Annotated in this window: 23 protein-coding genes and 1 other annotated feature; of the genes, 19 read left to right on the top strand and 4 right to left on the bottom strand. The window is 37.2% G+C overall.

Features of this window, described 5'->3' with window-relative positions:
• The first annotated feature begins 171 nt into the window (after positions 1 to 171).
• On the top strand, positions 172 to 702 hold the full coding sequence (locus ACW0JX_RS21545; RefSeq protein WP_000871172.1) for a BofC C-terminal domain-containing protein: 531 nt from the start codon (positions 172 to 174) through the stop codon (positions 700 to 702).
• Positions 703 to 713: 11 nt separating this feature from the next.
• Here the strand turns inward: ACW0JX_RS21545 and ACW0JX_RS21540 are convergent, their stop codons facing one another.
• Positions 714 to 1,658, bottom strand: coding sequence for an iron-hydroxamate ABC transporter substrate-binding protein (locus ACW0JX_RS21540; protein ID WP_000823606.1), 945 nt, complete (start codon positions 1,656 to 1,658; stop codon positions 714 to 716).
• 188 nt (positions 1,659 to 1,846) lie between these two features.
• On the opposite strand from ACW0JX_RS21540, the gene ruvA reads away from it, so the two are divergent.
• From ruvA to yajC, 6 genes are read left to right on the top strand one after another with little or no spacing between them, the layout of a single operon-like run.
• Positions 1,847 to 2,464 (top strand): Holliday junction DNA helicase RuvA, encoded by a 618-nt coding sequence (gene ruvA / locus ACW0JX_RS21535; protein ID WP_000464511.1) that lies wholly within the window; start codon positions 1,847 to 1,849, stop codon positions 2,462 to 2,464.
• 5 nt (positions 2,465 to 2,469) lie between these two features.
• Complete coding sequence (gene ruvB, locus ACW0JX_RS21530; RefSeq protein ID WP_000344450.1) at positions 2,470 to 3,471, top strand: Holliday junction branch migration DNA helicase RuvB; 1,002 nt, start codon at positions 2,470 to 2,472, stop codon at positions 3,469 to 3,471.
• A complete protein-coding gene (locus tag ACW0JX_RS21525; protein WP_000970410.1) occupies positions 3,468 to 3,668 on the top strand; it encodes a DUF2905 domain-containing protein in 201 nt (66 codons plus the stop codon). The genes ruvB and ACW0JX_RS21525 overlap by 4 nt, the downstream gene beginning before the upstream one ends.
• A 19-nt stretch (positions 3,669 to 3,687) precedes the next feature.
• On the top strand, positions 3,688 to 4,740 hold the full coding sequence (gene queA / locus ACW0JX_RS21520; protein WP_000354014.1) for a tRNA preQ1(34) S-adenosylmethionine ribosyltransferase-isomerase QueA: 1,053 nt from the start codon (positions 3,688 to 3,690) through the stop codon (positions 4,738 to 4,740).
• Between the two features lie 12 nt (positions 4,741 to 4,752).
• On the top strand, positions 4,753 to 5,892 hold the full coding sequence (tgt, locus tag ACW0JX_RS21515) for a tRNA guanosine(34) transglycosylase Tgt (protein WP_000125365.1): 1,140 nt from the start codon (positions 4,753 to 4,755) through the stop codon (positions 5,890 to 5,892).
• Positions 5,893 to 5,919: 27 nt separating this feature from the next.
• On the top strand, positions 5,920 to 6,180 hold the full coding sequence (gene yajC / locus ACW0JX_RS21510; RefSeq protein WP_000991115.1) for a preprotein translocase subunit YajC: 261 nt from the start codon (positions 5,920 to 5,922) through the stop codon (positions 6,178 to 6,180).
• A 37-nt stretch (positions 6,181 to 6,217) separates the two neighbouring features.
• Here yajC and ACW0JX_RS21505 read toward each other — a convergent pair whose 3' ends face one another.
• Entirely contained in the window at positions 6,218 to 6,601 is a 384-nt protein-coding gene (locus tag ACW0JX_RS21505) for a TIGR04086 family membrane protein (RefSeq protein WP_000349148.1), read from the bottom strand.
• 103 nt (positions 6,602 to 6,704) lie between these two features.
• On the opposite strand from ACW0JX_RS21505, the gene ACW0JX_RS21500 reads away from it, so the two are divergent.
• Entirely contained in the window at positions 6,705 to 7,352 is a 648-nt protein-coding gene (locus ACW0JX_RS21500; RefSeq protein ID WP_000454821.1) for a DUF421 domain-containing protein, read from the top strand.
• 80 nt (positions 7,353 to 7,432) lie between these two features.
• On the opposite strand, the gene spoVB is transcribed toward ACW0JX_RS21500, so the two are convergent.
• The gene (gene spoVB, locus ACW0JX_RS21495; RefSeq protein WP_098584481.1) at positions 7,433 to 8,992 is read right to left on the bottom strand and encodes a stage V sporulation protein B; all 1,560 of its coding nucleotides are present in this window, start codon (positions 8,990 to 8,992) and stop codon (positions 7,433 to 7,435) included.
• 185 nt (positions 8,993 to 9,177) lie between these two features.
• Here spoVB and ACW0JX_RS21490 point away from each other — a divergent pair, with 185 nt between their 5' ends.
• From ACW0JX_RS21490 to ACW0JX_RS21440, 11 genes are all read left to right on the top strand, one after another.
• Positions 9,178 to 9,462 carry a post-transcriptional regulator gene (locus ACW0JX_RS21490; protein ID WP_000886979.1) on the top strand — a complete coding sequence of 95 codons (285 nt, stop codon included), beginning with the start codon at positions 9,178 to 9,180 and terminating at the stop codon, positions 9,460 to 9,462.
• Between the two features lie 269 nt (positions 9,463 to 9,731).
• Positions 9,732 to 11,996: a protein translocase subunit SecDF gene (gene secDF, locus ACW0JX_RS21485; RefSeq protein ID WP_098352562.1), complete on the top strand. Its 2,265-nt coding sequence runs from the start codon at positions 9,732 to 9,734 to the stop codon at positions 11,994 to 11,996.
• Between the two features lie 156 nt (positions 11,997 to 12,152).
• Positions 12,153 to 13,046 (top strand): cation diffusion facilitator family transporter, encoded by an 894-nt coding sequence (locus tag ACW0JX_RS21480; protein WP_000409746.1) that lies wholly within the window; start codon positions 12,153 to 12,155, stop codon positions 13,044 to 13,046.
• 101 nt (positions 13,047 to 13,147) lie between these two features.
• Positions 13,148 to 15,487: a single-stranded-DNA-specific exonuclease RecJ gene (recJ, locus tag ACW0JX_RS21475; RefSeq protein ID WP_168410202.1), complete on the top strand. Its 2,340-nt coding sequence runs from the start codon at positions 13,148 to 13,150 to the stop codon at positions 15,485 to 15,487.
• A gap of 47 nt (positions 15,488 to 15,534) precedes the next feature.
• A complete protein-coding gene (locus ACW0JX_RS21470) occupies positions 15,535 to 16,047 on the top strand; it encodes an adenine phosphoribosyltransferase (RefSeq protein WP_000346215.1) in 513 nt (170 codons plus the stop codon).
• Positions 16,048 to 16,257: 210 nt separating this feature from the next.
• A complete protein-coding gene (gene relA, locus ACW0JX_RS21465) occupies positions 16,258 to 18,441 on the top strand; it encodes a GTP diphosphokinase (protein WP_001262795.1) in 2,184 nt (727 codons plus the stop codon).
• Positions 18,442 to 18,457: 16 nt separating this feature from the next.
• Positions 18,458 to 18,898 (top strand): D-tyrosyl-tRNA(Tyr) deacylase, encoded by a 441-nt coding sequence (locus tag ACW0JX_RS21460; RefSeq protein WP_001266965.1) that lies wholly within the window; start codon positions 18,458 to 18,460, stop codon positions 18,896 to 18,898.
• A gap of 165 nt (positions 18,899 to 19,063) precedes the next feature.
• Complete coding sequence (locus ACW0JX_RS21455) at positions 19,064 to 19,240, top strand: hypothetical protein (protein WP_459245045.1); 177 nt, start codon at positions 19,064 to 19,066, stop codon at positions 19,238 to 19,240.
• A gap of 54 nt (positions 19,241 to 19,294) precedes the next feature.
• Positions 19,295 to 19,525 (top strand) — a binding site (T-box leader).
• A 69-nt stretch (positions 19,526 to 19,594) separates the two neighbouring features.
• Entirely contained in the window at positions 19,595 to 20,866 is a 1,272-nt protein-coding gene (gene hisS, locus ACW0JX_RS21450) for a histidine--tRNA ligase (protein WP_000027079.1), read from the top strand.
• A 12-nt stretch (positions 20,867 to 20,878) separates the two neighbouring features.
• On the top strand, positions 20,879 to 22,654 hold the full coding sequence (gene aspS, locus ACW0JX_RS21445; RefSeq protein ID WP_000840885.1) for an aspartate--tRNA ligase: 1,776 nt from the start codon (positions 20,879 to 20,881) through the stop codon (positions 22,652 to 22,654).
• A 202-nt stretch (positions 22,655 to 22,856) separates the two neighbouring features.
• On the top strand, positions 22,857 to 23,624 hold the full coding sequence (locus tag ACW0JX_RS21440; protein WP_459245044.1) for a tRNA threonylcarbamoyladenosine dehydratase: 768 nt from the start codon (positions 22,857 to 22,859) through the stop codon (positions 23,622 to 23,624).
• Between the two features lie 576 nt (positions 23,625 to 24,200).
• Here ACW0JX_RS21440 and ACW0JX_RS21435 read toward each other — a convergent pair.
• Positions 24,201 to 24,842, bottom strand: coding sequence for an RsfA family transcriptional regulator (locus tag ACW0JX_RS21435; protein ID WP_000857709.1), 642 nt, complete (start codon positions 24,840 to 24,842; stop codon positions 24,201 to 24,203).
• Between the last annotated feature and the right edge of the window lie 34 nt (positions 24,843 to 24,876).

Below are 24,876 nucleotides of genomic sequence, written 5' to 3'. Positions count from 1 at the left end.
CCTGCTTTGCAGGCGTCTTTCATTTTATATAAAAGTAAATGATACATGCAGATGAGGTAAACCCTTATCTGCATTTTTTATTTTTCGAAAGAAATGTAATATGGATAAAACCACCATTTCCGGAAAAACTACTAATGAAAGTATGATCTTGCCTAAAAGAGGTGAACGGAAATGAAATGGATACTGATTGCGATGCAAGCTTTCGTTATGATGTTTTGTTTCGTTTATGAAACGAATGTGAAGGCGGAAGGGCCAGTACCAGAAGTAACGGAAAAAGAACCTGAGGTTACAATTTTATTAGAGCGTATGTATGTTGATGGAGAAGTAAGTGAGGAAATACTTACAGAAAAAGTAGCGGATTTAGAAAAGTTTTTACAGCAATATAAAGAATGGCAACTTGTTGATCGTGATGATGTACAAATCGTATTACAAAAGAAAGTTGATGATATTTCTCCGTTATTGAAAACGAGCGGATATTTTGGTGTTTCAGAGGAAGGGATATTACAAATTTTCAAAGGTGTGCCAAAAAGTGATAATGCGATCCATTCTTTCTTTCAAATTGATATGAAAAAGCTTGAGAGTTATGAGCGTGCGAAATTGAAGCGTGGTATTCGGATTAAATCAAAAGAAGGTTTTGTAAAGACGATTGAAAAAATGAAACAATACGCAGTGCAAAATAAGAAAAAAAGCAGCTCATGGTGAGCTGCTTTTTCTTACTTATTTTTAGCTAAAATTTCTTTTGCGATTTCATCAATTAGCATATCTTTTCCAATTGGATTGAATGCTTTCGTATTGAAGACTTCATTTGATACTTCATATACGTGATTATTTTTAACTGCTTTATTGTCTTTCCAAACGGCACTGTTTTTGTAGTCTTCGTACACTTTATCAGCTTCGCCGCCGAAGTTTACAATAAACATTTGATCAGGCTGGAATGCAACTAGACCTTCTAGTGATACTTGCGCCATCGTTTGTTTTAAATCTGTACCTTTTGTTGCAGGAAGTTTTAAGTCGTTAAAGATGATGTCACCGTATCCGAAGCTGCCGTATACACGGAAGTTTTGAGGTGTAACTGCAACGAACATAAAGTTCTCATCTTTTGTTTTCTCTTTAATTTTTTTAGATAAAGAGTCTGCTTTCTTATCGTAGTCTGCAATCCATTTGTCTGCTTTCTTCTCTTCGTCAAATAGCTTACCTACTTCTTTAAACTTACCACGCCAGTCTTCTAAGTTTGTTTCTAGAACAACTGTAGGTGCAACCTTTTCTAGTTGATCATAAATTTTTAATTGACGGTTGTTTAAAATAATTAAGTCTGGTTTTAAAGCAGTAACAGCTTCTAAATCAACTTTAGGTGCCCAGTACCAACCCACTGCTTTTACTCCATCTAACTTGTCTGTTAAGTGATTTTGGATTTTATCTTTATATGTATTTGCTGTACCAACAGGTTTGTGTCCAAGAAGTAATAGTTCTTCTGTTGATCCAGATAAGTCAACAATTCTCTTTGGATTTACTGGAATTGTAGCTTCACCTTTAGCATGTTTTACAACTTTTGTTTTCGGTTGTTCTTTTGCTTTTGATTCTTCTTTTTGAGAAGAACAGCCAACGATAGAAAGAACAACAAGCATAATAGTAAATAAAATAAATAGCTTACGTTTCATCCTGATGTAACCCCTTTAATTAATATTGATAATCATTATCGACCTCTGTATATTAAGGTGCTTTAACCTTTCTGTCAATGGAAAATAACAGAAGTTTCAAGTGGAGAACATTTGTTGGGGCAGTCTCGCTTTTCTATCATTAAATATGTTAAAATGGAATACATGATTTAAGAGGGAGAGATCGTATTTTGTTTGAATATGTTACAGGTTACGTGGAGTATGTAGGGCCGGAATATGTCGTAATTGACCATAATGGAATTGGTTATCAAATTTTCACACCAAATCCGTATGTATTTCAAAGAAGTAAGCAAGAAATCCGTGTCTATACATATCATTATGTGAGAGAAGATATTATGGCACTTTACGGGTTTAAAACACGTGAAGAGCGTTTATTATTTACAAAGTTGTTAGGCGTGTCTGGCATTGGGCCAAAAGGCGCTCTTGCAATTTTAGCTTCTGGTCAAACAGGACAGGTCGTTCAAGCGATTGAGCATGAAGATGAGAAGTTTTTAGTGAAATTCCCAGGCGTCGGAAAGAAAACAGCACGCCAAATGATTTTAGATTTAAAAGGAAAACTAGCAGATGTCGTACCAGATGCATTTGTGGATTTATTCTCAGACACAGAACGTTTTGATGAGAAGAAAGGTTCATCAGCTGAGCTTGATGAGGCACTGGAAGCTCTGCGCGCACTTGGATACGCAGAACGCGAAGTTTCTCGCGTTGTACCAGAGTTATTAAAAGAATCATTAACGACGGATCAGTATATTAAAAAGGCACTTAGTCTTTTACTAAATGGTAAGAGGTGAGTATAATGGACGAACGTCTCCTTTCAGGGGAATCTGCATATGAAGATGCGGATTTAGAATATTCATTACGGCCACAGACGCTCCGTCAGTATATTGGCCAAGATAAAGCGAAACATAATTTAGAAGTATTTATTGAAGCAGCGAAAATGCGTGAAGAAACGTTAGATCACGTGCTTTTATATGGACCACCAGGTCTTGGTAAAACGACGCTTGCGAATATTATTGCAAATGAGATGGGCGTTAATGTTAGAACAACTTCAGGTCCCGCGATTGAAAGACCAGGAGATTTAGCTGCTGTATTAACAGCGCTTCAGCCAGGGGATGTATTATTTATTGATGAAATTCATCGTTTGCATAGATCAATTGAAGAAGTATTGTATCCTGCGATGGAAGACTTTTGCCTTGATATCGTAATTGGAAAAGGGCCTTCAGCACGTTCTGTACGCCTAGATTTACCGCCATTTACATTAGTTGGAGCAACGACACGCGCCGGAGCATTATCGGCACCGCTTCGTGACCGCTTCGGTGTACTTTCAAGGTTAGAGTACTACACAGTAGATCAGCTTTCTGCGATTGTTGAACGTACAGCAGAAGTGTTTGAAGTTGAAATCGATTCGTTAGCTGCATTAGAAATTGCAAGACGTGCTCGTGGTACACCTCGTATTGCGAATCGTCTTTTAAGACGTGTACGTGATTTCGCGCAAGTTCGTGGTAACGGAACGGTTACGATGGAAATTACGCAAATGGCATTAGAGCTACTGCAAGTAGATAAATTAGGTCTAGATCATATTGATCATAAATTACTGCTTGGTATTATTGAGAAATTCCGTGGTGGTCCAGTTGGATTAGAAACGGTTTCAGCAACAATTGGAGAAGAATCTCATACGATTGAAGATGTGTATGAGCCGTATTTATTACAAATTGGCTTTTTACAACGAACGCCAAGGGGCCGAATTGTAACGCCGCTTGCGTATGAACATTTCGGAATGGAGATGCCAAAAGTATGATGGAGATGCCCAAAATGCTTATTACAGCGGGAATCTTACTCATCGTTGTTGGATTAGCTTGGAAGTTCATTGGCAGGCTTCCAGGCGATATTTTTGTGAAAAAAGGAAACGTTACCTTTTATTTTCCTATCATTACATGTATTGTGTTAAGTATTGTACTATCTTTTATTATGTATATAATAAATCGATTTAAATAAGAAATAGGTGGATATAGCTATGGATATAAATCTGTTTGATTTTCATTTACCAGAAGAACTTATTGCACAAGTCCCGTTAGAAGATCGTGAAACATCAAGATTAATGGTGTTAGACCGTGAAACAGGTGATATTGAGCATAAACATTTTACGGACATTCTTTCTTACTTACATGAGGGGGATTGTTTAGTTTTAAATGAAACGAAAGTTATGCCTGCTCGTTTGCACGGTGTGAAAGAAGATACAGGCGCGCACATTGAAGTACTTCTTTTAAAACAAGAAGAAGGCGATAAGTGGGAAACGCTTGTAAAGCCAGCGAAACGTGTAAAAGAAGGAACTGTTATCTCTTTTGGCGAAGGGAAATTAAAAGCAACTTGCACAGGAACTGCAGATCAAGGTGGACGTCAGCTTGAATTTTCATATGACGGCATCTTCTATGAAATTTTAGATGAACTTGGGGAAATGCCACTTCCTCCATATATTAAAGAGACGCTAGAAGATCGCGATCGCTATCAAACAGTATATGCGAAAGAAATCGGTTCAGCAGCAGCGCCGACTGCGGGACTTCACTTTACAGAAGAGTTACTTGAGAAGTTAAAGCAAAAAGGCGTTCAGTTGGCATTCATTACACTTCACGTAGGGCTTGGAACATTTAGACCAGTTTCTGCAGACACGATTGAAGAACACCATATGCACGCAGAATATTACCATATGTCTGAAGAGACAGCGGCATTATTAAATCGTGTGAAAGAGAATGGTGGACGTATTATTACTGTAGGTACGACATCAACTCGTACGTTAGAAACAATTGCAACAGATCATGACGGTAAGCTTTGCGCCGCTTCTGGATGGACAGATATTTTCATGTATCCAGGATATGAATTTAAAGCAATTGATGGTTTAATTACAAACTTCCACTTGCCGAAATCAACACTAATCATGCTTGTAAGTGCATTTGCAAATAGAGATAATGTACTTCATGCTTATAATGAAGCAGTAAAAGAAAAATATCGTTTCTTTAGCTTCGGTGATGCAATGTTCGTTGCATCTCACGCTAAAATGAGAAACAAATAAAAGGAGTAAGTTATGACAGCAATTCGTTATGAATTTATTAAGACATGTAAACAAACGGGTGCCCGTTTAGGTCGTGTGCATACACCGCACGGTTCATTTGATACACCAACATTTATGCCAGTTGGTACACTTGCGACAGTTAAGACAATGTCACCGGAAGAATTAAAAGCAATGGATTCTGGCATTATTTTAAGTAATACGTATCATTTATGGCTACGTCCAGGTCATGAAATTATTCGTGAAGCAGGCGGCTTGCATAAATTTATGAACTGGGATCGTGCAATCTTAACAGACTCTGGTGGTTTCCAAGTATTCAGTTTAAGTGACTTCCGTCGTATTGAAGAGGAAGGCGTTCACTTCCGTAATCACTTAAATGGAGATAAATTATTCTTATCACCAGAAAAAGCGATGGAAATCCAAAATGCATTAGGTTCAGATATTATGATGGCATTTGATGAGTGTCCGCCATTCCCGGCTACTTTTGAATATATGAAGAAATCTGTAGAGCGTACGAGCCGCTGGGCAGAACGTTGCTTAAAAGCGCATGAACGTCCGCAAGATCAAGGTTTATTCGGTATTGTACAGGGCGGGGAGTACGAAGAGCTTCGTCGTCAAAGTGCGAAAGACCTTGTTTCAATGGACTTCCCTGGTTACGCTGTAGGTGGTTTATCTGTTGGTGAACCGAAAGATATTATGAACCGTGTACTTGAGTTTACAACACCACTTCTTCCAGATAATAAGCCTCGTTACTTAATGGGTGTAGGTTCTCCTGACTCATTAATCGATGGTGCAATTCGTGGTATTGATATGTTTGACTGCGTACTTCCAACTCGTATCGCTCGAAATGGTACATGTATGACAAGTGAAGGTCGACTCGTTGTAAAAAATGCGAAATTCGCAAGAGACTTCGGTCCGCTTGATCCAAACTGTGATTGCTACACATGTAAAAACTACTCACGTGCGTATATTCGTCACTTAATGAAATGTGATGAAACGTTCGGAATTCGTTTAACGTCTTATCACAACCTTCATTTTCTGTTAAACTTAATGGAGCAGGTGAGACAAGCTATTCGTGAAGACCGTCTTGGCGATTTCCGCGAAGAGTTCTTTGAACAGTATGGCTTTAATAAACCGAATGCTAAAAACTTCTAATACATAATTTAAAAGGAGGAACAAAAGATGAATGCAGGTATGATGAATATCGTTATGATCGTTGCGATGTTTGCGATTTTCTATTTCTTATTAATTCGCCCGCAACAAAAACGTCAAAAAGCAGTTGCTCAAATGCAAAGTGAGTTAGCAAAAGGTGATGCTATCGTAACAATCGGTGGTTTACACGGTACAATCGAATCAGTAGATGAGACGAAAATCGTTATTAAATCTGGTGGTTCACACTTAACTTTCGATCGCAATGCGATTCGTGAAGTTGTGAAAAACTAATGTGGAAGGCCCTGTATGAAATGTGCAGGGCCTTTTTTTAGTTACTTTGCTTTGACATATTTACACCGAAAATACCACCGAGTGTACTCGCCCCCATTAATGCTAATTGATAAAGTAATTGTGAGTTCGATAAGGTTTGAGAAAAGCCTAAATAGTTAACTAGAAAGACGAGTATAGTGAATGTGAGTCCTGTTGTGAAACCTACTAGCCAACCTTTTCCTTGAGCCTTTTTGCCGGCAGTAAATCCAGACATAAGCATAGATAAAAGAGCGAGTATAAAAATAGTAACGGTTAATGTCCCTTCATTTATATTTGTAAACTTTAATAAAAGAGCCATAATCATACTAGTAATAGATGCGAGAATTAGTAGTGTAACAATACCGAAGCCAATTGCAGTTGATAATTTTTTCGTTCCATCCATTTATGCATTCCTCCTTTTTAATACAAGCATATTTTCCTTTTGCCCAAGTTAGACTAGTTTCTTTTTTATAGGGGAGTCTATACGTAAAAAAGGAGATGTAGAAATGGAATGGATATCAATAATTGGACGGACAATGCTTTTGTATATCATCATCTTAATTATTTTTCGTCTTATGGGTAAACGTGAGATAGGAGAGCTAAGTGTATTAGATTTAGTCGTATTTATTATGCTTGGAGAAATGGCCGTAGTGGCAATTGAAAATACCGATAAATCACTTTGGCATCAATTAGTTCCGATGACTTTTCTTATGTGCATCCAAATTATTTTGTCAGTCATTTCCCTAAAGTATCAACGCTTTCGGCATTTAATAGAAGGTGAGCCAGCTATTCTTGTAAACGCGGGGAAGATTGATGAAAAGAAGATGAGAAAGCAACGGTATAATATAGATGATTTAATGATGCAATTAAGGGAACAAGGAGTTGGAGATATTCGGGATGTAGAATATGCTATTTTGGAACCGTCTGGGAAGTTATCTGTCTTTCAAAAACAAAAAAATAAACAAGATACATTACAGTTTACGCTTCCTCTTATTATTGATGGAGAAATTCAATCTAGTCATTTACAAATGATTGAGCATACAGATGAATGGCTTATTGAGAAATTAAAAAACTTAGGTTATAACGATGTAACACAAATTTTATACTGTAGTTTTCAAAACGGACAATTTTTTGTTGATGTAAAAGAAAATTAGAGATTTATCCTTTGAAAGAGTAAGAATGATTGGTTTAACTAATAATCAGTGGAGATTACCCCACTGATTAAAGTTTCATCTTATTTCAAAAATGAAAGTTTACGAATGATAGGGAGACGACTTAACTCTTCTTTTCGAATGAGTTTGAAAGTGAAGAGAAGTACGATATAAACAATTGTTGTTAAAGTGATTTCCCATAATGTTTGTATGCCAAGGGAATGAGAGAAAATAATATATTTATGGAGATAAAAACCGAAGGCGCCTGCGATACCGATGGCAAGTCCGCCGAAAATATAGTCTTTTGCGTAAATGGTAAATGTAATCTTTTTTAAAACAGTAGCGTAGTGAAGAAATGTTACTGTTACAATATTTGCAGCGATAGCAAGTGCAACCCCCATCATTTGAAATTCTGGCCTTGATGCTAGTACAAAAATAACGATTAATTTCACGATGGCACCAATAAATGTATTCATCATTGCAGCCCTTGCTAAGTTTAAAGCTTGCAAAACAGAGGTAAGTGGACTTTGGAAATAATGAAATAAAAAGCAAGGCGCAAGAAGTTGAATGAATGCTGTTGCGCTGTCTGATCCATACATAAGAGTTAAAACAGGAGAAGCGAATACGTATAATATAACGACAGACCATCCGCCGGTAATTAATGAAATTCGAAGTGCTTGTTGTAAACGGTGCTCCACTAATTTATGTTGTCTTTTTGCCATTGCTTCACTAATAGAAGGGACGAGCGCTGTAGAAAGAGCGTATGTAATAAAGGCGGGTAGTGATAGAAGCGGGAATGCATAACCGTTTAATATACCGTATTGCTGGGTTGCAACAGAAGCAGCGACACCAGCGATTGCTAAACTTTGCATAACGACAATAGGTTCAAAAAAATATGAAACGGAGCCGATTAAACGACTTCCTGTAGTTGGAAGGGCAATATCCATCAGAGAATAAAATGTCCCTTTGCTTTCCTTTACAGTAGTGAAAAATCCAGAGCGTATTGATAAATGTTTTTCTCGCTGAAATAACGTGAGTAAAAATAATAAGGATGCAACTTCACCGAGAACAGCTGATAACATAGCGCCGGCTGCAGCGTATTCTATGCCGTAAGGTAAAAATAACTGGATGCATATAGCGATAATGGTAATGCGGACGACTTGTTCTAGAACTTGCGCATAAGCGCTAGGTTTCATGTTTTGTTTCCCTTGAAAGTAACCACGCAAAACAGAAGAAACAGCAATAACCGGGACAACGGGCAAAATGGCCATTAATGGATAGTACGTTCTTTCGTCGGTTAATAATGTTTTTGCTAAAATAGGCGTGAGGAACATAATTCCGATTGTTAAAATGATACTAATAAAGGATGTAACAGCTAGTGATACGGTTAATATTTTTTTAACTCTTTGTTTATCGTTTACAGCTTCCGCTTCTGCTACAAACTTTGCGATTGCGACAGGAAGACCAATTTGTGTCAATGTAATTGCTAAAATGAATGTAGGAACGGCCATCATATAAAGACCAACGCCTTCTTCTCCTAAAATACGTGCCATTACTATGCGGTTGATAAAGCCAAGTATTTTTGTAATAAAGCCGGCTATCATTAAAATAAATGCGCCTTTTAAAAAGCTTTGTCTCGTCATGTTCTTCTCCTACCTTCTCAAAATCCATGGAATGATTTACAATAATTTATATGCACGTACGAGACAAGAATGACAAGCATTTAAGAGAGTGAAGTATGATAGTGCTCTTGAAAGTAGTTATTGCTGTCCATTAGAGCGGGATTAAAGCGACTTTTTCGTGCTGAAATAAGAAGGAGATGTTATAAATGTTAGATAGAGAGGCTTTGGTAGAATCATACCGCGGACAGTTACAAGTCGTTTTAGAAAGTAAAGTAGAAGAGTTTCAAATGTTCGGTTACGACCGAGTAACAGATGATGACATTTGGAAGTTTCTCAAAGTGAAAAAGTGGAAGAAGATAGACAGCGATGTTAGATTGTATGAATTAGTTAATGACGTATTAACAGTAAGTACTAATGAATATATGACATATTTAACTGTTGAAGCTTACCAAGCACCGCTTTGGTCATTTGATGAGTACGAAAATAAATAACCGACTGCAATTGGTTTGTTCTTCCTTTTGCAGTATAATGATATGTATTGATAAAGAGGAAATAATTGTGTCTAAGATTATATATAAAGGAGGTAGTGAAGAGGAAAATAAATGATGAAAGTGTAGGGAGTGTAAAAGCTTACCTATACAGCTAGTGATGAGCTAGCAAAAATTATAGAAAGGAAGTCTACTAACTAGGCGTATGCACACGTATAGCAGTGAATCGTAAAAGATTTATTGAAAGTGTTAGTAGCAGAAAGAGGGTACATATGGCAAAGCGTGGTACGAGAATTGCCGCCTTTTTCCTCATCGTCTTATTAATCGGTGGAGTAATTGGTGCGGCAGGAAAAGACATAGCAAAAGGAATTAGTCTAGGACTAGACCTTCGCGGTGGTTTTGAAATTCTGTATGAAGTAAAACCAGCCAAAAAAGGTGATAAAATCGATCGAGACGTACTTGTAAGTACAGTAGGTGCTCTTGAAAATCGTGTCAATGTTCTCGGTGTAAGTGAGCCGAACATTCAAATCGAAGGGCAAGATCGAATTCGTGTACAGCTTGCTGGTGTACAAGATCAGCAAAAAGCACGTGAAATGTTATCAACACAAGCGAAATTAACATTCCGTGATGTGGATGATAACCTTCTTATGGATGGAACGGATTTAAAAGGCGGCGGAGCGAAGCAAACATTTGATGAGCAAGGCCGTGCGAGCGTAGGTCTTACACTAAAAAGCGCTGAAAAATTCCGTGAAGTAACTGAAAAAATTTCTAAAATGCCACCACCAACGAATTTAATGGTAATTTGGCTTGATTTTGAAGAAGGAAAAGATTCGTATAAAGCAGAATCTGCAAAACCGAATCCAAAGTTCTTATCAGCAGCAACAGTAAACCAAGTATTTAACCAAGCTGAAGTATCTATCGTAGGTGGAAACTTCACAGTTGAAAGTGCGAAACAACTTTCATCTTTATTAAATGCAGGTGCACTTCCTGTTGATTTAAAAGAAATGTATTCAACATCTGTTGGAGCGAAATTTGGTCAACAAGCGTTAGAGCAAACGATTTTCGCTAGTGCGATTGGTATCGCTCTTATTTTCTTATTTATGCTTGTATTCTACCGTTTACCAGGACTTGTAGCGGTTATTATGTTAGGTTTATACATTTTCGTTACATTACTTGTCTTTAACTGGATGCATGCAGTTCTTACGTTGCCAGGTATTGCGGCGTTAGTGCTCGGAGTAGGTATCGCAGTTGATGCGAATATTATTACGTACGAGAGACTGAAAGAAGAGCTGAAAATTGGTAAGTCCATGATGTCGGCATTCCGAGCTGGTAACCATCGTTCATTAGCAACAATTTTAGATGCAAACGTTACGACTCTTGCAGCAGCTGGTGTGTTATTCGTTTATGGTAATAGCTCTGTAAAAGGATTCGCAACAAGTTTAATCGTAAGTATTTTAGTTGGTTTTATTACGAACGTATTCGGTACTCGTTTCTTACTAGGTTTACTTGTAAAGAGCCGTTACTTCGATAAAAAACCAGGATATTTTGGTGTGAAACAAAAGGATATTATTCCATTAACAAAAGGTGTAGTGCATCCGCCAACGAGATTTGATCGTATTAACTTCGTGAATATCGGTCATAAATTCCTTATCTTCTCAATTGTAGTTGTAATTGCGGGTGCAATTATCTTACCAATTTTCAAATTGAATCTTGGGATTGACTTTGCAAGTGGTACACGTATTGACTTGCAATCAAAACAAGCCATTACGGTATCTGATGTTCATAAAGATTTTAAAGAATTGAACATTGATGTGAAGGAAGAAAATATTGTACCGACTGGAGATGACAATAAAGGTTTCGCAGTTCGTACATTAGGTGTTTTATCAAAAGATGAAATTGCCAAAACAAAAACATTCTTCCACGATAAATATGGTACAGATCCAAACATAAGTACAGTTTCACCGACAATCGGTAAAGAAATTGCACGAAATGCATTTATCGCTGTACTGATTGCTTCTGCAGTTATCATTTTATACGTAAGTATTCGATTCCGATTTACGTATGCGTTATCTGCAGTGCTTGCGTTACTACATGACGCATTCGTTATGGTTGTTATGTTTAGTATTTTCCAATTAGAGGTAGACTTAACGTTTATCGCTGCAGTACTAACAATCATCGGTTATTCTATTAATGACTCAATTGTTACATTTGATAGAAACCGTGAATTATACAAGCAGAAAAAACGAGTGCGCGATATAAAAGACCTAGAAGAGATTGTAAATGCAAGTATCCGCCAAACGCTTGGTCGTTCGATTAACACCGTATTAACAGTGTTATTCCCAGTAATTGCACTGCTTATCTTCGGTAGTGAGTCACTACGTAACTTCTCGTTTGCGTTACTTGTTGGATTAATTGTAGGTACGTACTCTTCTGTTTTCGTTGCCTCTCAAATTTGGTTAATGCTTGAAAACCGTCGTTTGAAAAAGGGGAAAAACAAGAAGAAGGTTGAGAAAGTAGAATCTGAACCGCAAGTATAGAAAAGATGATGCCTTATTATGAGGCATCTCTTTTTTCGTTTGTGGATACAATAAGATAGCAACTTTTTGATGGGAAGAAGATGGAAGAAAGTGGTGGTGTTATCGCTGTTTTTGTTAAAATAAAAAGATAGGTTAAGAAAAGAAGGGATTTTAATTATGGAAAAAGATGAACGTTTTAAACAGGCCGAGTTTGGTGCTATTGTCGGGATCGTTGGTAATATTATATTAGCAATTGTAAAGGCGGTAATTGGTTATATTGGGAACAGTAAAGCACTGCTAGCAGATGCGGTGCATTCTGCATCAGATGTAATTGGTTCGCTAGCTGTACTTTTTGGATTGCGAGCGGCAAAGCAGCCACCTGATGAAGATCATCCGTATGGTCATGGTAAAGCGGAATCGATTTCAGCGATTATTGTTGCGGTATTATTATTTATTGTGGGACTTGAAATCGCGATTTCATCTATAAAAGCTTTTTCGCAAGAACTAGAACCGCCGAAAGGAATTACGATTTTTGCTGTTGTTCTTTCAATCGTCGTGAAAGAAGGAATGTTTCAATATAAATTCCGATTAGGGAAGAGGGTAAATAGTGATGCAATTATTGCAAATGCATATGAACACCGTTCGGATGTATTTTCTTCAATTGCAGCTTTAATCGGTATTTGTGCAGCTATACTCGGTGGTAAGCTTGGTATAGACTGGCTTGTATATGCTGATCCGATTGCAGGATTAGTTGTTTCGCTTCTTGTTGTAAAAATGGCATGGAGCATTGGAGCGGAAGCAATTCATGCAACGCTTGACCATGTTCTTCATGAGGAGGATGTTATTCCGCTTAGAGAAGCAGTTCTTCAAGTAGATGGTGTGAAAAAAATTGGTTCTTTATATGCACGGGAGCATGGTCATTATGTTATTGTCGATATTAAAGTGTCTGTAGATCCATACATTACTGTAGAAGAAGGACACCGTATTGGAAAACATGTGAAAGAAATACTTATGAAACAAGATAATGTACAAAATGTATTCGTACATATAAATCCGTATTCTCCAAATTAAACATCATTAACATTTTAGTATATAGATATTGCATCGTAGTTTGCATTATATTGTCACCCCTTAATCTGTCTTGTATAATGAACAGGTTAAGGGGTGATTTCGTGTTACAACCGAAGACGCGTTGGAAAGAAAAAGAATATAATGACAAACGAGTGAGTGAATTAGCAAGTAAATTACAGTTATCGCCACTTGTCGTTTCATTATTCCTCGGTAGAGGACTAGATACAGAAGATAAGATTTTAGATTTTTTAAATACAGAAAATCAAGAATTTCATGATCCATTTTTATTAGAAGGAATGGATAGAACGGTAGAACGTGTAAATAAGGCGATTCAAAATGGAGAACAAATATTAATATTTGGTGATTACGATGCAGACGGAGTAAGTAGTACAACTGTGTTATATCTTGCTCTTCAAGAATTAGGTGCAGAAGTAGAATTTTATATTCCAAATCGTTTTACAGAAGGGTATGGGCCGAATGAAGAAGCGTTTCGTTGGGCGCATAGTGCAGGGTTCTCACTGATTATTACTGTCGACACTGGCATCGCAGCAGTACATGAAGCGAATGTAGCGAAAGAGCTTGGAATAGATCTAATTATTACAGATCACCATGAGCCACCGCCAGAATTGCCAGAAGCACTTGCGATTATACATCCGAAATTAGATGGCGGTGTATATCCGTTTCACTATTTAGCTGGTGTAGGTGTTGCGTTTAAAGTTGCGCATGCACTATTAGGCCGTGTACCAGAACATTTATTAGAGATTGCAGTAATCGGTACAGTAGCCGATTTAGTGTCACTTCATGGTGAAAATAGGTTGCTAGTGAAACGCGGTTTAAAACATATGCGTATGACGAAAAATATTGGTTTAAAGGCATTGTTTAAAGTTGCTAACGTTTCGCAAAGTGAAATTACAGAAGAGAGTATTGGCTTCTCAATTGCACCGCGTATTAATGCGGTCGGGCGTTTAGAAGATGCAACGCCGGCTGTACACCTTTTATTATCAGATGATCCTGAGGAAGCGAAAGAGTTGGCCGAAGAAATTGATGAGCTGAACAAACTGCGAAAAGATATTGTAAAGCAAATTACAGAAGAGGCTATCGCTGAAGTTGAAAATAACTTTCCGCCAGAAGAAAACAAAGTATTAGTACTTGCAAAAGAAGGTTGGAATCCGGGTGTAATTGGGATTGTCGCTTCTAAATTAGTTGAACGTTTTTATCGTCCGACTATTGTATTATGCATTGATCCTATAAAAGAAACAGCAAAAGGCTCAGCGCGTAGTATTGCAGGATTTGATTTGTTTGCAAATTTATCAGATTGTAGAGAGTTATTGCCACACTTTGGAGGGCATCCGATGGCAGCGGGAATGACGCTACATATGAATGATGTAGATGAATTACGTCGCCGCTTAAATGAACAAGCAGATGCAATTTTAACAGAAGAAGATTTTATTCCAATTACAGCAGTTGATGTTTTTTGTAAAGTAGAGGATGTAACACTAGCGGCAATTGAAGATATGCAGAAGTTAGCACCATTTGGTGTTGGAAATCCGAAACCACGTATTGCAGTGAAAGATGCAGAGTTAGAAAGTATTCGCGCAATCGGATCAGATGGCTCTCATTTAAAAATGGCTCTTCGTGATGGACAAGCAACACTGGATACAATTGGATTTGGTTTTGGTGCATATGCGAAAGAAATCTCTCCAGTTGCAAAAGTATCTGTAATAGGAGAAGCATCCATCAATGAATGGAACAATTTTAAGAAGCCGCAATTAATGGTACAAGATATTGCTATAGAGGCGTGGCAATTATTTGATTGGCGTAGTATGCGTAATGCAGAAGCAAATTTAGCAGAACTTCCGAAAGAAAAAATAACAATGGTGTATTTTTCTGAAGAGGTATTGAATAAATTTTCTTTAGAGGACTATAAAGAAAAGCTTATGCATGCGTCAGAAGTAACGCATTTGGATGATCAATACATCGTGTTACTCGATTTGCCAAGCGGAACAGATGAATTACGTGAGTTATTTAAAGTAGGATTCCCAGCGCGAATTTATACGCTGTTTTATCAAGAAAATAACCATCTATTTAGCACAGTTCCTACGAGAGAACACTTTAAATGGTACTATTCTTTCTTAAGCCAAAAAACACCATTTTCTTTAAGACAATATGGAGAACAACTATGTCGCCATAAAGGCTGGTCAAAAGATACAGTAAATTTCATGACACAGGTGTTTTTTGAGTTAGAATTTGTTACAATAAAGGATGGCGTCATTTTTATGGCAGACAAAAAACAAAAGCGTGATTTAATTGAATCGAACACATATCGTGAGAAAATGAACCACTTACAATTAGAAAAAGAATTGGTTTATAGCACATATCAGCAACTATATACATGGTTTGAAACGATTCGTAATCATAAAGAAGTAGAACAGTTAGGGTAAAGGATTTGTATTTACAAACCTTTTAGATCTGAGGAGGATTCAGAAATATGGATTTCAAGCAACATATCGCAATTGTACCGGATTATCCGAAAGAAGGTATTGTGTTTAAAGACATTACACCTTTAATGAATGACGGTAAAGCATACAAAGCAGCAACAGATGCAATCGTTGAGTACGCAAAAGAAAGAGATATCGATGTTGTAGTAGGACCAGAAGCTCGTGGTTTCATTATCGGTTGCCCAGTTTCTTATGCGTTAGAAGTAGGATTTGCGCCAGTTCGTAAATTAGGAAAATTACCACGTGAAGTAATTACAGTTGACTACGGTAAAGAATATGGTAAAGATGTTTTAACAATCCATAAAGATGCAATTAAGCCAGGTCAACGCGTATTAATTACAGATGATCTATTAGCTACAGGTGGAACAATCGAAGCGACAATTAAGTTAGTTGAAGAGCTAGGCGGAGTTGTAGCAGGGATTGCATTCTTAGTAGAGCTTACTTACTTAGATGGTCGTAAAATGTTAGATGGTTACGATGTATTAGTATTAGAAAAATACTAATCACTATATAGGTAAAACTACGGTGATAAAAAGTACCCGTGAATCTCTTGGAGAGGAGCGGGTACTTTTGTATAATTGAACAAAAAATCATGGTGAAATGTCAGTAAAATCTTTTCCTTTTCACAATTCACAATCATTGGGTTATAATGATAGAATATAATTTATTCTATTAAATAAAGATAAAGTCAATTTTCAATAAAAGGTGATTCGATGGCAAATGAGCAGGTACTAACAGCTGAACAGGTACTCGAGAAAGCAAGTCAATATTTAGCGGATGAAGATATTGAGCTAGTGGCACGTGCCTATGAATATGCACGTGATGCGCATAGCGAACAATATAGAAAATCGGGTGAACCGTATATTATTCATCCGATTCAAGTTGCAGGTATTTTAGTTGATTTACACATGGATCCAGCTACGGTATCAGCAGGTTTCTTACATGATGTAGTGGAAGATACAGAGATTACGTTAGAAGATATTGAACGGGAATTTAACAAAGAAATTGCTATGCTTGTTGATGGTGTTACAAAGCTTGGGAAGATTAAATATAAATCTCACGAACAACAACAAGCCGAAAACCATCGCAAAATGTTTATTGCAATGGCTCAAGACATTCGAGTTATTTTAATTAAACTAGCTGATCGTCTTCATAACATGCGTACATTGAAACATTTGCCTCAAGAGAAGCAGCGTCGCATAGCGAATGAAACGTTAGAAATCTTTGCACCTTTAGCACATAGACTCGGAATTAGTACTATTAAATGGGAGCTAGAGGATACGTCACTTCGCTATTTAAATCCCCAACAATATTATCGTATTGTAAATTTAATGAAGCGTAAACGTGCAGAACGTGAAGAATACTTAGACGAAGTAATGACTGGTATTCGTGAGAAATTAAAAGAAGTTGCAATTCAACCTGAGATTTCTGGAAGACCGAAACATATTTACAGTATTTATCGTAAAATGGCACTGCAAAATAAGCAGTTCAATGAAATTTACGATTTATTAGCTGTACGTGTCGTTGTAAATAGTATTAAAGATTGTTATGCGGTGCTTGGAATTATTCATACGTGCTGGAAGCCGATGCCAGGTCGTTTTAAAGATTATATTGCAATGCCAAAAGCAAATCTATATCAATCTCTTCATACGACTGTAATTGGACCAAAAGGTGATCCACTTGAAGTGCAAATTCGTACGAAAGAAATGCACGAAATTGCAGAATTCGGGATCGCGGCACACTGGGCGTACAAAGAAGGAAAAACAGCAGAAACAACAGGTACATTAGAGAAGAAACTCACATGGTTCCGTCAAATATTAGAATGGCAAAATGAAGCTTCTAATGCAGAAGAATTTATGGAGTCATTAAAAATTGATTTATTCTCTGACATGGTATTCGTCTTTACACCGAAAGGCGATGTAATGGAATTACCACTTGGATCGGTTCCGATTGATTTCGCGTATCGTGTCCATTCGGAAATTGGGAATAAAACAATTGGTGCAAAAGTAAACGGTAAAATGGTGACGTTGGATTATAAATTAAAAACAGGCGACATCATTGAAATTTTAACGTCGAAACATTCATATGGCCCAAGTCAAGATTGGGTAAAACTTGCTCAAACATCTCATGCGAAAAATAAAATTCGTCAATTCTTTAAGAAACAACGTAGAGACGAAAATATTGAAAAAGGCCGTGAACTTGTTGAAAAGGAAGTACGTGGTCTAGAGTATGAGATGAAAGAAGTATTAGCGCCTGATAACTTAAAACGCGTCGCTGAGAAATTTAACTTTGCAAATGAAGAAGATATGTTTGCAGCAGTTGGATATAGCGGAATTACAGCTTCGCAAATTGTTACGCGACTAACGGACAAGTTCCGCAAACAACGCGAAGAAGAAGAAATTGTTGAAGTTAAGGAAGTTCGTAAACCGATGAAAATTCGAAAATGGGATTCTGGTGTAAAGGTAAGCGGTGCTGATAATTTATTAATCCGTTTATCGAAATGCTGTAACCCAGTTCCAGGCGATGATATCGTTGGATATATTACGAAAGGCCGAGGTGTATCGATTCACCGCCGTGATTGTGTAAACGTTCATACAGAAGAAGCTGTAGAACGTTTATTAGAAGTAGAGTGGGAAGGTAGCCCTGAAAAAGAAATTGAGTATAACGTTGATATTGAAATTTCGGGTTACGATCGCCGTGGTTTATTAAATGAAGTACTGCAAGCTGTTACAGAGACGAAAACGTACATTTCAGCTGTTTCTGGTAGAAGTGACCGTAATAAAATGGCAACAATTAATATGTCAATCTCGATTCGTAACTTACAACACTTGAAAAAAGTAGTAGAACGCATTAAACGCGTTCCAGAAATTTATGCAGTACGACGCATGATGCATTAATAGGGAGTGTAGAAAGATGAGAGTTGTTTTACAACGATCAAAGAAAGCGTCTGTCACAGTAGACGGTGAGATCGTAGGACAAATTCCGTTCGGTTTAACATTACTAGTTGGCATTACGCACGAAGATACAGAAAAAGATGCAACTTACATTGCGGAAAAAATTGCAAACTTACGTATTTTTGAAGATGAGAGCGGAAAGATGAATCATTCTGTACTTGATGTAGAAGGACAAGTTCTATCTATTTCGCAATTCACATTATACGGAGATTGCCGCAAGGGCAGACGTCCAAACTTTATGGATGCTGCGAAACCTGACTATGCAGAGCGTTTATACGATTTCTTTAATGAAGAAGTTCGTAAACAAGGATTACATGTGGAAACAGGAAAGTTTGGAGCAATGATGGACGTTTCTTTGATCAATGATGGTCCGGTGACCTTAATTGTAGAAAGTAAATAGTGTTGATAAAAAAGAGAGGGTTATATAATCCTCTCTTTTTTATACATTGTTGTATGTTTTGTTCATTTATTTGGAATCAATAGCAGTTTCGGTTATGTATAACTCTCTCATCAATATGGAACAATAAAAAGTAAAACATCCATATTGAATGTGAGGGATATACGTATGCGTATGAATGAAAAAGGGCATTCTGTTACAAATGGTGCAAATCAACTGTTTAACGTGAATTTTCATGATTTTCTTTCAAAAGAGCAAAATAATACTTCAATGGAGCTTGCTTCCGAGTTTGGGATTTCTCTTCAAGATGTAAAGCGTTTAAAGAAGCAGATTGAACGTTCTTAGAGCACTTGACAATCCTACTTAACAAACGTATAGTAATTTTATATTTACATATGAATATAACCGTTGATAGAGAAGAGTAAATGAGATACACATGGAAAGAGAAGGAATGTCTTAGGCTGAAAACATTTCTGCATGATGACTGATTGAATGACACTCTAGAGGTTTCAACTTGAACGGCATATATGCTTAGTAGGGATGAACGCATATTTAAGCGTTATTAAAAAAGTGGAAGCATACGTGCTTCAATTAGGGTGGCACCACGGGTATAATACTCTCGTCCCTACTGTTTAAACAGTAGAGGCGGGAGTTTTTTTATTTTTATTAAGATTAAAACAATTTGAGGAGGAACTGAATATGTCTATTCAAATCCCACGCGGAACGCAAGATATTCTTCCAGGCACTGTTGAGTTATGGCAGTATATCGAAGGGCAAGCACGCGAAATTTGCCGTCGTTACAATTATAAAGAAATTCGTACACCAATTTTTGAGCACACTGAGCTATTTTTACGCGGTGTTGGTGATACGACAGATATCGTACAAAAAGAAATGTACTCATTCCAAGATCGTGGAGAGCGTAGCTTAACATTACGTCCAGAAGGTACTGCACCTGTTGTACGTTCTTACGTTGAAAATAAAATGTTTGGTGATGCAACACAACCAACGAAATTATACTATATCGGTCAAATGTTCCGTTATGAAAGACCACAAGCAGGTCGCTATCGTCAATTCGTACAATTCGGTATCGAAGCAATCGGCAGTAATGACCCTGCAATTGATGCAGAAGTAATTGCACTTGCTGTTGAATTTTACCGCGGCATGGGCTTGAAAAATATTAAAGTTGTATTAAACAGTTTAGGTGACGCAGCGAGCCGTCAAGCACACCGTGATGCATTAATCGCACACTTTGAGCCACGTATCGGCGAATTCTGTTCTGACTGTCAATCTCGCTTAGAAAAGAACCCACTTCGAATTTTAGACTGTAAGAAGGACCGTAACCATGAATTAATGGCAACAGCACCATCTATTACAGAATACTTAAACGAAGATTCAGCAGTATACTACGACAAAGTTCAAGAACTATTAACGATGATGGATGTTCCATTTGAAAAAGATCCGAACTTAGTGCGTGGTTTAGACTACTACCAACACACTGTTTTTGAAATTATGAGTGAGGCAGAAGGTTTCGGTGCGATCACTACATTAAGCGGTGGTGGCCGTTATAACGGACTTGTACAAGAAATCGGTGGACCAGAAATGCCAGGTATCGGTTTTGCAATGAGTATTGAACGTTTAATTATGGCGCTAAAAGCTGAAAACATTGAATTACCACTTGAACATAGCATTGATTGTTACGTTGTAGCGCTTGGTGAAAAAGCGAAAGACCATGCTGCAAAAGTGGCATTCGATCTTCGTAAAGCTGGATTGTCGGTTGAAAAAGATTATTTAGATCGCAAAATGAAAGCACAATTTAAATCAGCAGATCGTCTAAAGGCGAAATTTGTAGCTGTATTAGGAGAAGATGAGCTAGATAAAGGCATCATTAACTTAAAAGATATGGCAACAGGTGAACAAGAAGAAGTAGCGTTAGATGTATTTGCTTCATACGTAGCAGAGAAATTAATATAGGGGGAACTTACAGTGGCTGAAAGAACACATGCATGTGGAAAAGTAACAGTAGAAGCTGTTGGACAAACAGTTCAATTAAAAGGTTGGGTACAAAAACGCCGTGACTTAGGTGGATTAATCTTTATCGATTTACGTGACCGTACAGGTATCGTACAAGTTGTATTTAACCCAGAAACATCAAAAGAAGCGTTAGAAGTAGCAGAAACAATTCGTAGCGAATACGTATTACACATAGAAGGTACAGTTGTTGAACGTGGTGAAGGCGCAATTAATGACAATATGGCAACTGGTCGTATTGAAGTACAAGCAACAAAAGTAAATGTACTAAATGCAGCGAAAACAACACCAATTATCATTGCTGATGATACAGATGCATCAGAAGATGTGCGTTTAAAATATCGTTATTTAGACTTACGTCGTCCTGTAATGTTCAACACATTCAAAATGCGTCACGACGTAACAAAAACAATTCGTAACTTCTTAGATACAGAAGAGTTCTTAGAAGTAGAAACACCAATTTTAACGAAGAGTACGCCAGAAGGAGCTCGTGACTATTTAGTACCAAGTCGTGTACATGACGGTGAATTCTATGCATTACCACAGTCACCACAGTTATTTAAACAGCTTCTTATGGTCGGCGGATTTGAGCGTTACTATCAAGTAGCACGTTGTTTCCGTGATGAAGATTTACGTGCAGATCGTCAACCGGAATTCACGCAAATCGATATCGAAGCTTCATTCTTAACACAAGATGAAATTTTAGAAATGATGGAGCGTATGATGACGAAAGTTATGAAGGATGCAAAAGGTGTAGAAGTTAGTGCACCATTCCCTCGTATGAAATATGCTGATGCAATGGCTCGCTACGGTTCTGATAAGCCAGATACACGCTTTGAAATGGAACTAACAGACTTATCTGAGTTTGCAGCAGGTTGTGGCTTTAAAGTGTTTACAAGTGCTGTAGAAAGCGGCGGACAAGTAAAAGCAATTAATGCAAAAGGTGCTGCAAGTAAATACTCTCGTAAAGACATCGATGCATTAACTGAATTCGTGAAAGTATACGGTGCAAAAGGTCTAGCTTGGCTTAAAGTTGAAGAAGACGGCCTAAAAGGACCGATTGCGAAATTCTTCGGTGAAGAAGATGCAAATGTGTTAATGAGCACATTAGAAGCTACTGCTGGCGACTTATTACTATTCGTAGCAGATAAGAAGAGCGTTGTTGCAGATAGCTTAGGCGCACTTCGTTTACGTCTAGGTAAAGAGCTTGAGTTAATTGACGAAAGTAAATTTAACTTCCTATGGGTAACTGATTGGCCACTTCTTGAGTACGATGAAGATGCAGATCGTTATTTCGCAGCTCACCATCCATTCACAATGCCATTCCGTGAAGACGTTGAGCTACTAGAAACAGCACCAGAAAAAGCACGTGCACAAGCATATGACCTTGTATTAAACGGTTATGAGCTTGGTGGTGGATCACTTCGTATTTATGAGCGTGACGTACAAGAAAAAATGTTCAAAGCACTTGGATTCTCACAAGAAGAAGCGCAAGAGCAATTCGGATTCTTATTAGAAGCATTCGAATACGGTACACCACCACACGGCGGAATCGCATTAGGTTTAGATCGTCTTGTTATGTTACTTGCAGGCCGTACGAACCTTCGTGATACAATTGCATTCCCAAAAACAGCAAGCGCAAGCTGCTTATTAACAGAAGCTCCAAGCCCAGTTGCAGAAGCACAGCTTGAAGAGTTAAACTTAAAATTAAGCTTAAAAGAAGAGAAGTAAGAATAGGGTCTAGATGGTTATACTATAACCATCTAGACTTTTTTAATGGATAATTAAAAGAAGAAACAAAATCCCGGTTTACACTATGTTTTCATTATCGAAATATGTATTTTTAGGAATTCTATAACTTTTTCTATACAAATAGTCGGAAAAACGCTAGAATACATGGTAGACCATTTTTGTAATAGGAGTGTAGAGCTGAATGTTACATCAATTTTCACGTAATGAATTAGCCTTCGGTAAAGAAGGACTTGAAATATTAAAAAATAGTACAGTTGGTATTTTAGGAATTGGCGGCGTAGGTTCATTTTCAGCTGAAGCGTTAGCGCGTTCTGGAGTAGGACGTCTCGTATTAGTTGATAAAGACGTTGTAGATATTACAAACGTAAACCGTCAAATTCACGCTTTAGTATCTACTGTAGGACGTTCAAAAGTAGAATTAATGAAAGAGCGTATTGCAGACATTAATCCGGAATGTGAAGTAATTGGATTAGAAATGTTTTATACAGATGAAACATATGAAGAGTTCTTTAAACACGGTTTAGATTTCGTAGTGGATGCATCTGATACGATTACGTTCAAAATCCATTTAATTAAACAATGTTTACGTCGTAAAATTAAAATTATCTCATGTATGGGTGCAGCAAATAAAATGGACCCAACTCGTTTCCGTATTGTGGACATTTCTAAAACACATACAGATCCAATTGCGAAAGTAATTCGTACGAAGCTTCGTAAAGAGGGTATTAAAAAAGGTGTAAAAGTTGTCTTCTCTGACGAAAACCCAATCGTAATTCGCGAAGAAGTACGTAAAGAAATCGTACCAGACGAGAATGCAAAAATTCGTAAAGCGAAATTACCGCCTTCATCAAATGCATTTGTACCATCTGTGGCAGGCTTAATTATGGCAAGTCACGTTGTACGTGAACGTATTAAAAATGTAGAAGTGAAACGTGTAGGGCAAGAATAAAAGAAAAGCATATATCCATTTTGGATATATGCTTTTTTATATGTATTAAAGAAATATGGATATTTGCATCACTACTAGTTCAAATGTAAGTAAGGTTAGTAAGTAATAATCATATTTATCTGATTTATAGGCGGATGTCTTTTTTAGACTGTTAATGGTGAAAAGAGCTAAAGTCAGGACGAGAAGGCCAAGAGTTATTTTGAAGATTATTAATGAAATAGCAACCATCTCCCTTTAAAGGTATATGTTTATAATAACATTTTAGTAAAAAATATCTAATCCATTTTAGGAGTTTCCTTGTATGACAGGGAGTAATGTTATTGTAAATCTTTGTCATTAAATCGATCTCCTTTATTGAATCGTTGATATATTGCAAGTTGTGATAGATATATTCGAAAAATCGTTGATATATTGTAAGTTGTGATAGATATATTTGAAAAATCGTTGATATATTGCAAGTTGTGATAGATATATTTGAAAAACCGTTAATATAATTTCATTTACCGACATGTATATATATGGTTTTCCGAAAACAAACAAGGATGTCACTTAGTCAAAAAAGTGACATCCTTGTTTTTAATTCTCTGCAGAATATATAATATCTAAATTTCCATTTTGATCTGTCTTGAAAATGGGAGCAATCTGTTCTTCTTGTTCTTCAACCGAAACAAGTTTTCGAGCGCGATCCATAATTCGAACAAGCATCGCGTAATCTTCTTCGATTGCTTGTTGTTTTTTTGTGAGTACCGCTAATTTCGTTTCAAGTTCATGATTCGTTTTTTGCAGAGAAGTGAGCTGAGCTTGTAATACATCATTTTCAGTTTGCAACTTTGCAAGTGAAGGATTGTTATGTTCTAAATTTTGTAAAAATGAGATGACATTTTGCATTGTAAGATCTTGTTTACTTGGCGTAATATCTTCTGAAAAATCGGCGTCAATTACGAGTTGTTTCGTTTTCGTGAACCGATCTTTTTCTATATTAGCTTCAGAACGTTTTAATTCTTTACGTTGTTTTTTTGCAAGCTGCACCGCATCTTCGTAATTCGGTCTTACTTCAGCATTCCATCTAAAACCACAAGCTGCGGAAGTGCGGTTTAAAGCGTCGCCAACTTCATCAAACGCTTTTATTTGTGTACTTCCGCTGCGAATATGTCGCAAAACAGTTTCTGCTAAAAGGAGATCATCTTCTTTTGTCCATGCATCTTGACGTGTTTTCATAAGCGAAGCCTCCATAATGGTGACGTTTTCGTTT

This window comes from Bacillus sp. C-3-6 (genome assembly GCF_054509685.1).
This window is presented reverse-complemented; position numbering and strand designations above follow the sequence as displayed.